At 37.6% G+C, this 13,950-nt stretch carries 13 protein-coding genes and 1 riboswitch; of the genes, 7 read left to right on the top strand and 6 right to left on the bottom strand.

The window, feature by feature from the left end:
* The gene (gene pflA, locus LY60_RS00635) at nt 1-726 is read left to right on the top strand and encodes a pyruvate formate-lyase-activating protein (protein ID WP_145078567.1); all 726 of its coding nucleotides are present in this window, start codon (nt 1-3) and stop codon (nt 724-726) included.
* 52 nt (nt 727-778) lie between these two features.
* Here pflA and LY60_RS00630 read toward each other — a convergent pair whose 3' ends face one another.
* Nucleotides 779-2,140, bottom strand: a complete 1,362-nt coding sequence (locus tag LY60_RS00630; RefSeq protein WP_145078564.1) for a short-chain fatty acid transporter — start codon at nt 2,138-2,140, stop codon at nt 779-781.
* 716 nt (nt 2,141-2,856) lie between these two features.
* Nucleotides 2,857-2,959, top strand: a riboswitch (SAM riboswitch).
* 59 nt (nt 2,960-3,018) lie between these two features.
* Here LY60_RS00630 and LY60_RS00625 point away from each other — a divergent pair.
* From LY60_RS00625 to LY60_RS00605, 5 genes are all read left to right on the top strand, one after another.
* The gene (locus tag LY60_RS00625; protein ID WP_145079740.1) at nt 3,019-3,492 is read left to right on the top strand and encodes a YbaK/EbsC family protein; all 474 of its coding nucleotides are present in this window, start codon (nt 3,019-3,021) and stop codon (nt 3,490-3,492) included.
* A gap of 31 nt (nt 3,493-3,523) precedes the next feature.
* Complete coding sequence (locus tag LY60_RS00620) at nt 3,524-4,276, top strand: tRNA threonylcarbamoyladenosine dehydratase (protein ID WP_145078561.1); 753 nt, start codon at nt 3,524-3,526, stop codon at nt 4,274-4,276.
* A 13-nt stretch (nt 4,277-4,289) separates the two neighbouring features.
* Nucleotides 4,290-5,306: a methionine ABC transporter ATP-binding protein gene (locus LY60_RS00615; protein ID WP_145078559.1), complete on the top strand. Its 1,017-nt coding sequence runs from the start codon at nt 4,290-4,292 to the stop codon at nt 5,304-5,306.
* Entirely contained in the window at nt 5,296-5,958 is a 663-nt protein-coding gene (locus LY60_RS00610) for a methionine ABC transporter permease (RefSeq protein WP_145078556.1), read from the top strand. The genes LY60_RS00615 and LY60_RS00610 overlap by 11 nt, the downstream gene beginning before the upstream one ends.
* Nucleotides 5,959-6,090: 132 nt before the next feature.
* Nucleotides 6,091-6,948 carry a MetQ/NlpA family ABC transporter substrate-binding protein gene (locus LY60_RS00605; RefSeq protein WP_484346120.1) on the top strand — a complete coding sequence of 286 codons (858 nt, stop codon included), beginning with the start codon at nt 6,091-6,093 and terminating at the stop codon, nt 6,946-6,948.
* Between the two features lie 196 nt (nt 6,949-7,144).
* Here LY60_RS00605 and LY60_RS00600 read toward each other — a convergent pair whose 3' ends face one another.
* From LY60_RS00600 to LY60_RS00590, 3 genes are read right to left on the bottom strand one after another with little or no spacing between them, the layout of a single operon-like run.
* The gene (locus tag LY60_RS00600; RefSeq protein WP_145078550.1) at nt 7,145-8,530 is read right to left on the bottom strand and encodes an FAD-binding oxidoreductase; all 1,386 of its coding nucleotides are present in this window, start codon (nt 8,528-8,530) and stop codon (nt 7,145-7,147) included.
* Nucleotides 8,521-9,504 (bottom strand): electron transfer flavoprotein subunit alpha/FixB family protein, encoded by a 984-nt coding sequence (locus LY60_RS00595; RefSeq protein WP_145078547.1) that lies wholly within the window; start codon nt 9,502-9,504, stop codon nt 8,521-8,523. Before LY60_RS00595 ends, LY60_RS00600 begins: the two co-directional genes overlap by 10 nt.
* 4 nt (nt 9,505-9,508) lie before the next feature.
* Nucleotides 9,509-10,303, bottom strand: coding sequence for an electron transfer flavoprotein subunit beta/FixA family protein (locus tag LY60_RS00590; RefSeq protein ID WP_145078544.1), 795 nt, complete (start codon nt 10,301-10,303; stop codon nt 9,509-9,511).
* Nucleotides 10,304-10,514: 211 nt separating this feature from the next.
* Between LY60_RS00590 and LY60_RS00585 the strand changes: the two genes are divergently transcribed.
* Nucleotides 10,515-11,213: a FadR/GntR family transcriptional regulator gene (locus tag LY60_RS00585; protein ID WP_145078541.1), complete on the top strand. Its 699-nt coding sequence runs from the start codon at nt 10,515-10,517 to the stop codon at nt 11,211-11,213.
* A gap of 41 nt (nt 11,214-11,254) precedes the next feature.
* Here LY60_RS00585 and LY60_RS00580 read toward each other — a convergent pair whose 3' ends face one another.
* Both LY60_RS00580 and LY60_RS00575 read right to left on the bottom strand, forming a co-directional pair.
* Complete coding sequence (locus tag LY60_RS00580; RefSeq protein ID WP_145078538.1) at nt 11,255-12,613, bottom strand: YjiH family protein; 1,359 nt, start codon at nt 12,611-12,613, stop codon at nt 11,255-11,257.
* A 15-nt stretch (nt 12,614-12,628) separates the two neighbouring features.
* Complete coding sequence (locus LY60_RS00575; RefSeq protein WP_145078535.1) at nt 12,629-13,789, bottom strand: pyridoxal phosphate-dependent aminotransferase; 1,161 nt, start codon at nt 13,787-13,789, stop codon at nt 12,629-12,631.
* Between the last annotated feature and the right edge of the window lie 161 nt (nt 13,790-13,950).

Here is a 13,950-nt window from a genome sequence, read left to right as displayed (position 1 = left end):
GTGCAGGGAAATATACATTCAATAGAAACTTTAGGTACTCTGGACGGCCCCGGTATACGCATGGTTGTATTTTTTCAGGGTTGCAGACTAAGGTGCGCCTACTGCCACAATCCTGACACCTGGGCCTTTAGAAAAGGAATAAGTACAACATCTGAAAATATAGTTGAGAAAGCCAAAAGATACAAGCCCTATTTTAAATTTAATGACGGAGGAGTAACCTTCTCAGGAGGAGAGCCTCTCATGCAGCCGGAGTTCCTGCTGGAATGTCTTAAGCTGTGCAAAAGGGAAGGAATTCATACGGTTCTGGACACTGCAGGAGTGGGTATGGGTGATTATGAAGAAATTCTCAATTACACAGATTTGGTTATTCTTGACATCAAGCATTCAAATTCTATTAAGTACAAAGATATCACAGGTATGGATATAGGATGTTACAATGAATTCAAAGAAGCGTTGATCAGAAATAAGAATGATATCTGGATAAAGCATGTTGTAACGCCGGGAATAAATGACAACTTAAATAACATGAGGGAATTTGAAAGGGAAGTGATTACATTTCCGGATGATATGGTTAAAAAGGTTGAACTTTTGCCCTATCACACCCTTGGAGTGTACAAATACAGCGAATTAAACGTAGCATACAGGCTTGAAGGCGTTGAACCATTGCTGAAGGAAAAACTTTATGAATTGAAGAACTGCCTTTCAATTGAAAAGCTTGTAAGATAGAAAAGTTAAAAAAAGCTGTCCGGCAATGCCGAGACAGCTTTTAATTTTACTTCTAGAAAATCAGGAATCCTGCTGATATAATAATACCGCTGAACAACAGGGTAATTACGCAATATCCCATAACGTCTTTTGCATTCAAACCAGCTATGGAAAGTGCAGGCAGTGCCCAGAAAGGCTGTACCATGTTTGTCCATGCATCTCCCCAAGCAATAGCCATTGCAGTCTTAGCAGGATCAACTCCGAGAGCATGACCAGCAGGCATCATTATAGGAGCCTGTACTGCCCATTGTCCTCCGCCTGAAGGAACGAAGAAGTTAACAATACCTGCGCTTAAGAATGAGAACAGCGGGAAAGTCACATTGTTTGAAATGCTTACAAAACCGTTGGATATAACTCCTGCTAGAGATATACCTGTTTCAGGATTTGCACCAACCATCATTCCCATTATTCCTGCATAGAACGGGAACTGCAAAATGATGCCGGCAGCACTGGCAGCAGCTTCATTAACTGCGTCAATGTAATTTCTAAGGTTTCCATGGAGAAGTACTCCAACAAACAGGAATATGAAGTTTACAAAGTCAAGACTTAAGTTTAAACCAACCTGAGTGAAGTTGTAAACTATATATACAAAACCAAATGCCAAAGTGATAATCCATAAAATTTTGCTGCGTTCCATTTTATCGGCTGGAGAAAATTTGCTTGCATCTTCGGAACGAGCTTCTTTTTCAACTAATAATGCAGGGTCAACTTCAACTGTATGTTCTTTGTCAGGTATCATAGCCTTGCATACAAATGGAAGACCAAATATTATAATTCCTGAAATAAATAAGTTCATAGGCGAGAATATAGTATTGCTTGTTGCTATAGTAAATGTGCCGTCAAATATTGTAGGAGCTACTTTTTCAAGAGCGCCCGGGTTAGCTACTTGAAGCGGAATAGAGCCTGAAATTCCACCGTGCCATACGACGAAACCTGAATAAGCTGTCGCAATTAAAAGTCTGTAGTCAATTCCTTTTACTTCTTTGGCGATTTCTCTTGCAAGTAAAGCTCCTATTACAAGACCAAATCCCCAGTTAATCCAGCATGCTACAACTGATACAAAAGCAGTGATCATAATTCCTCTTACAGGTGTTTTAGCAGCTTTTGCTATCTTTTTAAGCAAGTTTTTGAATACTTTGGCCTGAGCCATTGCGCTTCCAAGTACAAGAACCAAGACCATTTGCATAGTAAATGATAGTAATCCGAAAAATCCTTTTGGTCCTGCCCAGTGCAGAATCATTTGAAATGGTGATTGTCCTGTTAAAGTCACACCGCCGATAAATGTGATGATTGTCAGAACAATAGCAAAAATAAATGCGTCTGGCAGGTATTTGTTCATAACATATACACAGCCGTTTGTGAATTTTTTAAACATAAAAATTCCTCCTAAATTTTTATTGTATTGGCAATTGCCATTACATTCATATGTAACTCATCAATGAAACTTAGATTAAATGAACCACAGTAATTTTATTACTATACTGAATTAAATTCAACCTTATTGAATGTTCCAATTTATTGTTAATGATTAGCAAAGTTGTTAAAAATGTGTCAAAAGTGTGTTTATCTTAATAAAGCTCTGTTTTTCTCTGCGGAGCTGACAGTTGTTTAACAATTCATAATAATTTTTTATCTTTTTCGAGCATTTGATACGAAAAAAATCTGATTTTGCAGAATAATGCGGAAAAATTTACATTAATATATATAACGGTATAAATAATCAAACGTTTGCACGTCCTAATACATTCAAATGCTAAAAAATACAGTTGTATCAATGAAGTTTTATTTCGTTAAAATTATGTATGTTTTTCTACAGTAATTTTATGCATATGAATTGATATAAATGATAAGCAAATTTTTTTATTAAATGATATATTAAAATCCACAAAAGACCAGTACTGTTTAACAATGATGCAAGTAAATACCGCCATGAAAATTTAAAACTATAAATTGTATAAGGCTGATATTTAACTGTTTAATTTTTAAAATGATGTATATTAAATAAATATTTGAAAAAAATTAAAATTTACCATTGACAAATAATTATGTATGGTATAAAGTAGTCACAACGTTAATCAATTAAATAAAAACTTCTTATCAAGAGAGACGGAGGGATCGGCCCTGTGATGTCTCGGCAACCTGCAGTATGCTGAAAGGTGCTAATTCCGACAAAGGATTCTTTGGGAGATGAGGAGACGGTATATGTATATTGCCCTCTCTTTGTAGAGGGTTTTTATTTTAGGAGGCTTAATGATGTCTGTAGAAACAGTAAGAATTTATTTAAAGCAATTCAACAAGGATAAAGATATTCTTGAAATGGATGAATCAACTGCAACAGTGGAACTGGCTGCTCGAACTCTTGGAACGGCAGAAGCAAGAATTGCAAAATCACTATCGTTTTACAATGGCGACAGTGCTATGGTTATAGTGGTTGCAGGTGATGCAAAAATAGACAACAAGAAGTTCAAGGATGAATTTGGATTCAAGGCAAAAATGCTTGCCCCGGAGGATACAGTAAAATATACTGGTCATGCCATAGGCGGTGTTTGTCCATTTGCTCTATCTGAAAATGTTGATGTATTCCTTGATGATTCCATGAAAAGATTTGAAACAATGTTTCCTGCTTGCGGAAGCAGCAATTCTGCAATTGAACTTACGCTGGATGAGCTGGAAAAAACATCAAGAAGCAAAAAATGGATTGACGTGTGCAAAAATTGGGAACAATAACTTTAATTAAAATATAAATCGGGAAGGTAATATGTTAAACGAATTTTCAAGAACACAGCTTTTATTGGGCGAAGAAGCCATGGAAAAGTTAAAAAATGCTAAGGTTGCCATATTTGGAATAGGCGGCGTAGGGTCATATGTTGCTGAAGCCCTGGCAAGGAGCGGAGTGGGAAACTTTGTGCTGTTTGATGACGACAAGGTGTGCCTTACAAACATAAACAGGCAATTAATTGCAACAAGAAAAACAATTGGAAGAAAAAAAGTTGAGGTTATGGCAGAAAGGATACTTGATATAAATCCAAAAGCCAATGTTGAAACAAATGCATGCTTTTACATGCCAGACAATGCAGATGAATATGATTTGTCATCATATGATTATGTGGTGGATGCCATAGACACTGTTACGGCAAAGCTTGAGCTCATAGTGAGAGCCAATGCTGCAGGAGTTCCAATCATGAGCAGCATGGGAGCAGGAAACAAACTGGATCCAACAAAGTTTGAAGTGACGGACATTTACAAGACATCCATGGATCCTCTGGCAAAAGTAATGCGAAGTGAACTTAAAAAAAGAGGAATCAAAAAATTAAAAGTTGTTTATTCAAAAGAAAAACCTATAACACCAGCAGACAGCGGAGAAAACAGCTGTAAAACAGGCTGTGTCTGCCCTCCTGGCACCACAAGAAAATGCACATCTAGAAGAGCAATACCGGGGAGTGTTTCCTTTGTTCCTTCTGTAGCAGGACTTATAATCGCAGGCGAGGTAGTGAAGGATATAATAGCTTAAAGGAGGAAACATCGTGGGGACAACTCCATTAATTAAATTAGTAGATTTAGAAAAAAAATATATAAGCCAGAACAATGCGGTGACAGCTCTTTCCGGTATAAACCTTGACATACTCAAGGGAGACATTTTTGGAATAATAGGAATGAGCGGCGCGGGAAAAAGCACGCTGGTAAGGTGCATAAACTTCCTGGAAAAGCCAACGGGTGGAACAGTTATAATAGGGGACAAGGATTTATCCCTGTTGAACGACAAGGAGCTAAGAAGCGTAAGACAGGAAATAGGAATGATTTTTCAGCAGTTTAATCTGCTAATGCAAAGAAATGTTGAAGACAATATTTGCTTCCCTCTTGAAATAAGCGGAATGAGCAAAAGCGAAGGAAGAAAAAGAGCCTCTGAGCTTCTGGAACTTGTAGGACTTTCAGACAAGAAAAAATCATATCCATCACAGTTAAGCGGCGGGCAAAAACAAAGAGTTGCCATTGCAAGAGCGCTGGCTACAAATCCTGATATACTACTTTGCGATGAAGCTACCAGCGCCCTGGACCCTACTACAACCCGTTCAATACTGGGGCTTTTGAAGGATATCAATAAGAAACTAGGAATCACAATAATTATCATAACTCATGAAATGGCAGTAGTAGAGGAAATATGCAATCAGGTTGCAATAATTGATAAAGGCAGATTGGCAGAAACCGGAAAAGTAGAAGAAGTATTTTCAAAACCTAAGACAGATGCAGCAAAAAAACTTGTATACCACAGCAGCAATGCAGTAAGCGAAATGACCGGAAAAAGATGCATAAGAATTGTATTCGACGGAAAATCATCCTTTGAGCCTGTTATAGCAAACATGGTTTTGGAATGCAGGGCTCAGGTTAACATATTGTTTGCAGACACAAGAGACATAAACGGACAGGCATTCGGACAAATGGTCCTTCAGCTGCCTGAAGACGAAATTATATCAGACAAAATAATACATTATCTCAAAAGCAAAAATGTAAATGTAGAGGAGTTGGTTGATTATGTTGGATAATACTACTGTGACAATGCTTATTGAAGGAACAATCGACACTCTATATATGACATTTGTTTCAACCATATTTGCATATATGTTTGCCTTTCCCATTGGAATAGCTTTGGTTGTAACTAAAAAAGACGGTTTGAGCCCCATGGGACTTTTTAATAGAATTCTTGATGTTACAGTAAATATCGGTCGTTCAATACCATTTTTAATACTATTGATTGCAGTTATACCTTTGACAAAGCTCATTGCCGGTAAAAGTTACGGTTCAACTGCCACAATAGTTCCATTGGTAATTGCATCAACACCGTTTATTGCAAGGCTCATAGAATCATCTCTTCAAGAGGTTGATAATGGAGTAATTGAAGCAGCTCAAAGCATGGGTGCTTCTCTTTCTACAATAATTTTTAAAGTGTTGGTTCCGGAAGCAAAATCTTCTCTCATTGTGGGAGGAACAATTGCCATAGGAACAATCCTCAGCTACTCTGCCATGGCAGGAGTTGTTGGAGGAGGAGGACTGGGAGACATAGCCATACAGTATGGATATTACAGGTATCAAAAAGAAATAATGCTGATTACCGTAATACTGTTGATAATACTTGTGCAGATTCTGCAGTCCATAGGAATGAAAATCGCTAAAAAAACGGACAAAAGAGTTGTTTAGTCAAAATTATAGTTAACAAGTACAAGAAATACAATATGATGTTCAGGTCGTACCCGGGAGAAAGATCCGTTCATATATTCATAATTTCAAAGTACTCAAAATAAAGGACATAAGGAGAAAATTATGAAAAACATTAAAAAATTATTTTTATTATTAGTAGTAGCAGCACTTGCTCTTGGAGCAGCAGGCTGCCAGAAAAAAGAAGAAGCACCTGCAGAGAAGCCTGCAGCAGAAACACCTGCAGCTGACACTGCAGAACTTAAAAAAATTACAGTTGCTGCCACAGCAGTGCCACACGCAGAAATATTGGAACAAGTTAAGGAAGACCTCAAGGCAGAAGGCTATGAGCTTGAAATAGTTGTATTTTCAGATTATGTACAGCCAAACCTTGTAGTTGAAGCAGGAGACATAGATGCAAACTTCTTCCAGCACAAACCATACCTGGATGATTTCAATAAAGAAAACAAAACAAATATTGTTCCTGTAGCTGTTGTTCACTATGAGCCTCTTGGAATATATCCCGGAAAGTCAAATGACCTTTCAAACATTCCTGACGGAGCATCAATTGCAGTTCCAAATGATACAACAAATGAAGCAAGAGCCCTTCTGCTTCTTGAAGCAAACGGACTTATTAAAGTTAAAGAAGGCGCAGGACTTTCTGCAACTAAAAAAGACATAGTTGAAAATCCTCACAATCTTGAAATTGTAGAACTTGAAGCTGCACAGGTGGCAAGAGTTGCAGGAGAAACAGATTTCGTTGTATTAAACGGAAATTACGCCCTTGACGCAGGATTTAATGTTGCAACTGATGCCCTTGCTAAGGAAGAACAGGATTCAGAAGCAGCTCAGGTTTATGCAAACATCCTATGTGTAAAAGCAGGCAATGAAGAAAAAGAAGAAATCAAAGCATTGATTGATGCTTTGAAGAGCGATAAAATTAAATCATACATTGCAGAAACTTACCAGGGTGCAGTTATAGCAATGGACTAATAAAAAAATAACACCTGATGTGTTATTAGGTTGATGACTAAGTAACTTATGACGTTGTCATTCTGAGAGCTTGCTCGAAGAATCTCATATTTTAAGGATGAGATCCTTCACTATCGTTCAGGATGACAGCGTCGTGGTTTGTCAACAGTCTGACATGATCAGGTGTTATTTTTTTATATTAATCTTTGGGCGATGATTAAACTTCTATAACTGTTCCTGGATTTAAAATGTTGTTAGGGTCGAACAGTTTTTTTATTCCTCTCATCAAATCAAGCTCAGTGGAGGATTTTTGTAACTTCAGGTCATTGATTCTTAGTTTTCCGATTCCATGTTCACCGGTAATTGTTCCGTTGTACTTGAAGCATGTTTTGAATATTTTTTCTTTCAACTCCTCAGCGTAAGGTGGCATTTTTCCATCAACAAGCACAATGTCGCTGTGTATGTTGCCATCGGCAATGTGGGCTGTGATATTTGTTATGGTGTTGTATTCCTCAGCCAGTGATTTAAGTTCTTTGAGGTATGCAGGAACATCAGCAACTGCAACAGCAGTGTCGAAAGAATGGCCTATGATATCCTTTATGAGCTCGTAGTGCTGGCTTCTTATTAATAACAATTCGTCCTGTTCGCTCTTCTTGCCTGCAAACAATGTTTCGTATGAATTGTTCTTTTCACATATATCATTTATGAGACTGCATGTTTCATAAAGTGCAGCTTCTGTTTTTTCTGATATGATTATCATGAGGTCTGCATTTCCTTTTTCAGCCTGCCACTGTGTGCCCAGCATTTTTGCAGTGTCAACAAAAAGATGTTTGTCCTGATATTCAACAGCCAGTGGTGTAACTCCGCTTTTTAATATTTCAAGAACCGCTCTTGATGCATCATCAAAGCTTTCAAATGGGGCAATTATTGTTGCTGAATACTTATCCTTGGGATAAATTTTAAGTATTATTTTTGTGACAACAGCCAGTGTTCCTTCGCTTCCTATAATAAGCTGCATGAGATTGTAGCCTGCGTTATTTTTTATGAGCTTCCCTCCAAGTTCCATGATTTCACCTGAAGGAAGAACAACTTCCATTCCCTGAATGTGCTTGCGCATTACGCCGTGTTTTACAGCACGGGCTCCTCCGGCATTTGTAACTGCCATGCCTCCCATCTGTGCTCCTTCATCCCCAGGGTGAACAGGAAATCCTACGCCTTCGTGGTTTTCTAGTTCTTCAAGGAGATCATAAAGCGTTACTCCGGCTTCAAGAACGGCCACCATGTTGTCTTCATCAATTTCAATGATTTTATTAAGCCTTTCTGTTGAAAGAATTATGCTTTCTCTTACAGGAGTGCAGGCTCCGCATAGACCGGTTCCTCCTCCTCTTACAACCACCACAATATTGTGTTCATTTGCATACTTCATTATTTTAGAAATTTCATCAGTGTTTTTAGGCTTTACAACAATGGAATTTTCATTGGCTTCAGGCCTCATTGCCATTTCAACCTGGTCATACATATATGAAATTTTCTGGGACGGATTAGTGATTACGTAATCTTCACCAACAATACCGATTAATTCATTTACAGTTTTTAATTCCATGGTTCCTCCTGTGACAAATCTCTTATGAGCTGAGGTACAATTTCATAAATATCTCCCACATAGCCGTAGTCTGCTATGGAAAAAATAGGGGCTGATGGGTCAGAGTTTATTGCTATTATGGTTCCTGATTCTTTCATACCCGCCAGGTGCTGAGGTGCTCCGGATATACCGCAGGCTATATAGACTTTTGGTTTTACACGGTTTCCGCTGTATCCAACCTGAAATGCGCTTGATACCATGCCTGCATCAACTAATGCTCTGGATGCTCCCATTACTCCGCCTAATGTATCTGCAAGATCCTGAATCATTTTCAGATCTTCTTTTTTTCTTATGGCTCTGCCTGCTGCCACAACTATTTGAGCTTCAGTTATGTCGTCTTTTTCATCAGAAAATATTCTAAGAACTTCCGATTGTGGATAGCTGTCCATGTATGGCTTCATTTCAACAATATTTATTTTTGCATCTACATCTCTTTCAGCTTCTGTAAATTCCTTGTATCTTATGGTTGCAATCTGAGGATAAGTTACAGTCTTTATATGAGCAAGTATGTTGTCGCTGAACGCAGGACGTATTTGTATGAGATTTCCGTCTTCATCAATTTTTAAATCTGTACAGTCTGCCGTAAGTCCTGTCTTTAATGCTGCTGCAATTCTAGGGGCCAGGGAACGGCCGAAGTTGGTTGCTCCTACTAGAACTATTTTAGGCTTGTGTTCATTTATGAAATCAACAATGTTTTTCTTGTAAAGATATTCTTCGGGATTTGAAAAAACATCTGATTTTATGTAATATACAGTTTCTGCTCCTCTTTGATTAAGCTCTTTTAAGTCAATTCCTGCGGGGCCAACCATAAGGCAGCTGATTGGTTCATTCAGTTCATTTGCCAGTTCCTTAGCTTTTCCAAGGAGCTCATAACTAATTTTGTGAATGGAACCATTTTTATGTTCCGCTAAAACTAATATTCCAACATTGTCCATGGTGCTACCTCCTGGCTCCCTTTGTCTTGTTTTGAATTATTTCTTTAAATGTATTGTAATCGTCTCTTATAATTAAGCTTTCTCTTTTAATGGCCCTCGGAATTTCAATTTTTGAAACCTTTGTAGGAGAACCCTTGAAGCCTGTGGATTCTTCTGAAATATAAAGGGACAAGTCTTCAAGCGATATTTTTTTTACATCAATTAACATGGACTTAAGCTTTCGGTTTACAGTGGGGAGTTTCGGAAAATTAATATTTTTAGTAACTCCTATGAGGGCAGGCATCTTCATTTTTCTTATTTGTTTGCTGCCGCAAATCTCTTCTGTTTCCACTGTTATATGTTCACTATTAGTATCAATTATTTTATCAACATAGTAAGCATGTGGAATGTCTAAAAATTCAGCAACTTCAGCTCCGACCTGAGCAGTGTCGCCGTCAACGGATTTTTCACCGCATACTATTAAATCGAAGTTCCCAAGATACTTAACAGCAGATGACAATGTCATTGCTGTGGCGCAGGTGTCAGCGCCTCCGAATTTTTTGTCTGTTAAAAGAATTCCTTCATCAGCTCCACGGGCATAAGCATCTCTTAAGGATTTTTCTGCTTTTGGTGGTCCCATGGTTAATACAGATACTGTTGCACCAAATTGGTTTTTTATGTTTACTGCTGTTTGAAGGGCGTTAATATCAAATGGATTGATTTCAGACTCAGCTGATGATCTGTCAACAACGCCTCTTTCGCAGTCAAATTTCACTTTAGTCATATCAGGTACTTCTTTGACAAGCACAAGTATATTCATTTTTAACTCCTAGTGGTTAAAGTATTTTACTTTTAATGGATTTGTGGTCTTACCACTATTATAATATATCATCATAGAAATTTCAAGCATTATTTATAAAATATTATGTAGATGAATATTTAAAACTATTATTAAATTATTGCAACAATTTATTGAAATATTTATTCAAATGGTATAAAATTGTAAATATTATAACATATAAGGAGCAACCATGTTCGAAACAATTGAAAATAAAAAAATATCCCAAATGGTAATAGAGCAGATACAGGGTATGATCATGAGAGGCGAACTTAAAAATGGCGACAAGCTTCCTCCTGAAAGAGAACTCACCCAAACCTTAAATATCGGACGACCTGCATTGAGAGAAGCATTAAAGGCCCTGGAAGTAATTGGTGTTATTGAAAGCCGTCATGGACAGGGAAATTTCGTTGTAAATAACACAGAAAACAGTGTGTTTAAACCGCTTTCTCTATCTTTCAAGCTTTCCAACGGAAATATTGAAGAAATTCTGGAGCTGAGGCGCTTAATTGAAGACTACACAGTGAAGCAGGCAGCTATTCTGGCTGATAAAAAAGACACAGTGATACTTCAGGAAATACACAATGCTATGGTAAATGCAGATACTACAGAGCAAAAGTCGCAGTACGATAAGCAGTTTCATTATGAAATTGCTAGAATCAGCAAAAACATATTGATAAACAGCTTGCTTGAAAGTACGTCATATCTTTTTGACAGTTTTATCAACAAGACTGTAAGAATGTCTTTCTTCGGCGAAGATTCAATAGACAAAATTTATGAAGAACACCTTCGTATAATTGAGGCTATTGAAAAACACGATGCCAAAGAGGCTGCCAGAAGGATGCATATTCATATGAACAACATAGATGTGTATTTGCTCAATGAACAATAATTAAATCAAAAGGTGGTTTCCGGTATGGAAACCACCTTCTATTATGCTATGCCGAATATGTTTGTGAGAAGAACTATAATAGGAAGGGCTATTATTGTTTTTTCAAGGAATAAAGCAAGCACTCCTTTGAAATCAACAGGCATTTTTGATGTAATCATAAGGGTTCCAACTTCTGTCATGTAAATTATTTGAACCAGTGACAATATTCCTATTATAAACCTTGTTTTTAAGGACACGATGTTTGCAGCAAGGACAGCAGGAAGGAACATATCCACAAATCCAACTATGGTCGCAGGAGCTGCAGCAAATGCTTCTTCTACACCAAGCATCTGCAGGTAGTATCCAAACGGTACTGAGAGCCATTGAAATATAGGTGTGTATGTAGCAAGTATGCAGGCAATGGTTCCAAAGGACATAACAAGAGGAGTAAGCTGGAATACAATGCCTAAGAACATGTCAATGCCTTTATTTAAAACACCCTTCACATCAGGTGCTGCTGCGGCTCTTTCCACAGCAAGCTTCAGAGCCCATTGGGATTTTGTTATTCCTTGCGGTTCTACTTCATTTACCTGCTTACCTACAGGAGCATAATATTCATTGGGATACTTGCTCAAAGGTGGAATTCTTGTCATAATTACTACGCTCAGTATTCCTGTTATTGTGAGTATTGCATAAAACGGAATGAACAGGTGGTCAACCTTTAGCAGTGCAGCAATAACAAGACAAAACGGAAGAGATACTGCTGAAAAACATGTGGCAATTGTTATTGCTTCTCTTGCTGTGTAGTATCCCTGTTCGTACTGTGTTGTTGTAAGAACAACTCCCACGTTGCAGTTTCCAACCCAGGATGCAAGAAGGTCAATTGCAGATCTGCCAGGAAGTTTGAAAAGAGGCTGAGTAAAATTTCTGACCAATGTTCCTGTGTAGTCCATAATGCCAAAATCCATCAAGAGAGGAATCAAAAATGATGCTGCAAAAAACCATGCAACAAGAGTTTTTAAAAGTGACAGCATTGTTCCGCCTGTGTCGCCGGAAATCACGTATTCAGGTCCTACGTTAAAATAAACCATTAAAACAACCACAGCACCTATTATTTTAAAAAACAGGTAAAATGGGCTGGATGTAAAAAGTTTTGATAAAAGCTTGTTGTCAAGAATTGCCTTAGGCTTAAGTAACGAAGTAATTGCTGTCATTATTGCAGATATTAAAATAAACACTGTTATTAAGGTTGGAGCAACAGGAGCTATTAAGGCTGCCAGCCATTCGGATAAAATTCCTATTGGTATGTTTACGGAACCATTCCATGGCAGGGGGAAAAGAAATATAAAAACTCCAAGTGCTGATGGTATTGCAAATTTCATGATACTTTTTTTATTCAAATTATTTACATCGTATTCCATAGGTAGCCTCCATTTTTATTTGAAAATATTCATTTTTTCAATTCTGTCAAATGCTTCCCTTAGTTTGTCAATGCCTAATGTACAGGCGATTCTTACGTATCCTTCGCCGCAGTCTCCAAATGCAATTCCCGGTATTGTCAGAACATGAGCTTCCTTTAGTATAGCATCGCTTGCTTCAATTGAGCTCAATCCTGTTTTTTTGATGTTAACGAACAGATAAAATGTTCCCTTGGGGCTTATGACAGACATGTTTGGAATGCGGTTGATTCTGTCTGCTGCATAAAACACACGATTCTTGTATTCATTGATCATTTCGGGCTGTATTTCATTTCTGTTTCTCAGAGCATGTATTGCACCTCTTTGAGAAATAGATGGAGCAGTGAATACAACGTTTTCATTTATCTGCTGAATAACCTTTATAATGTAGTCTGGGGCTATTATATTTCCTATCCTCCATCCGGTCATGGTGAAGTTTTTGGAGAAACTGTTTATTATTATTGTCCTTTCCTTCATTCCTTCAATTGAAGCAATAGGAATAAAAGGTTCATTGAAGCTGAATGAAGTATAAATATCATCGGATATAACAATGAGGTCATACTTTACTGCAATGTTCCTGATGCTTTCAAGTGTTTGTCTTGACAGGATGTTGCCTGTGGGATTGCTGGGTGAATTAATAACTAAGGCTTTTGTTCTTTCCGTAATAAGGCTCTCAAGTCTTTTAATGTTAATCTGAAAATCTTCCTCTTCATATGTGTTTAAAGGAACAGGTATTCCTCTTGCTAGTTCCACCTGTTGGGGATATGGTGTGAAGAATGGGGCTTGCAGAATGACTTCGTCACCATCATCAAGAATTGCTTCAAGAGCAAGGTACATTCCTAGACATCCGCTGGCAGCTACAAATATTTCTTCATCCTTTACCGGTAAATCGTATTCCTCTCGGTAATAGTTGATGATTTCCTTTCTAAGTACAGGGTCGCCTCTGAAATCTGTGTACTTCGTATGACCTTGTCTTGCATCCTTAAATGCATTGTCAATAATGATGTCATGTGTAATCAAATCAGGGTCACCTAGACTAAGATTAATCACATCATCATAATTTTTAGCCAGCTCATCTACCTGACCCATTGGTGTTGATTTGTCTTTCCAATATCTTTTTGCAATAAATTTGTGTTTCATATTTCACCTCCATTGTTGTTTTAAGGTAAGACCACTAATCCATAGCATAATTATAACACAGTCAAATAATTATGCAAGCGTTTTTTCGTTTTCAAATATATTTTTTGGTGAAAAAATTAAAAATTTATGGTGACAAAAATAGGCATACAAAAAGGCGTTTC

The organism is Sedimentibacter saalensis (assembly GCF_007830175.1).
Taxonomy (GTDB): Bacteria; Bacillota; Clostridia; order Tissierellales; family Sedimentibacteraceae; genus Sedimentibacter; species Sedimentibacter saalensis.
The sequence above is the reverse complement of the archived record's forward strand: the minus strand, read 5'-3'. Positions and strand labels throughout refer to the sequence as shown.

What these genes read in the sequence shown, in the direction of transcription:
- LY60_RS00630 (WP_145078564.1), bottom strand. Translation starts at nt 2,140, where the DNA reads ATGTTTAAAAAATTCACAAACGGCTGTGTATATGTTATGAACAAATAC.
- LY60_RS00625 (WP_145079740.1), top strand. Translation starts at nt 3,019, where the DNA reads ATGTCTGTAGAAACAGTAAGAATTTATTTAAAGCAATTCAACAAGGAT.
- LY60_RS00620 (WP_145078561.1), top strand. Translation starts at nt 3,524, where the DNA reads ATGTTAAACGAATTTTCAAGAACACAGCTTTTATTGGGCGAAGAAGCC.
- LY60_RS00610 (WP_145078556.1), top strand. Translation starts at nt 5,296, where the DNA reads ATGTTGGATAATACTACTGTGACAATGCTTATTGAAGGAACAATCGAC.
- LY60_RS00600 (WP_145078550.1), bottom strand. Translation starts at nt 8,530, where the DNA reads ATGGAATTAAAAACTGTAAATGAATTAATCGGTATTGTTGGTGAAGAT.
- LY60_RS00595 (WP_145078547.1), bottom strand. Translation starts at nt 9,504, where the DNA reads ATGGACAATGTTGGAATATTAGTTTTAGCGGAACATAAAAATGGTTCC.
- LY60_RS00590 (WP_145078544.1), bottom strand. Translation starts at nt 10,303, where the DNA reads ATGAATATACTTGTGCTTGTCAAAGAAGTACCTGATATGACTAAAGTG.
- LY60_RS00585 (WP_145078541.1), top strand. Translation starts at nt 10,515, where the DNA reads ATGTTCGAAACAATTGAAAATAAAAAAATATCCCAAATGGTAATAGAG.
- LY60_RS00580 (WP_145078538.1), bottom strand. Translation starts at nt 12,613, where the DNA reads ATGGAATACGATGTAAATAATTTGAATAAAAAAAGTATCATGAAATTT.
- LY60_RS00575 (WP_145078535.1), bottom strand. Translation starts at nt 13,789, where the DNA reads ATGAAACACAAATTTATTGCAAAAAGATATTGGAAAGACAAATCAACA.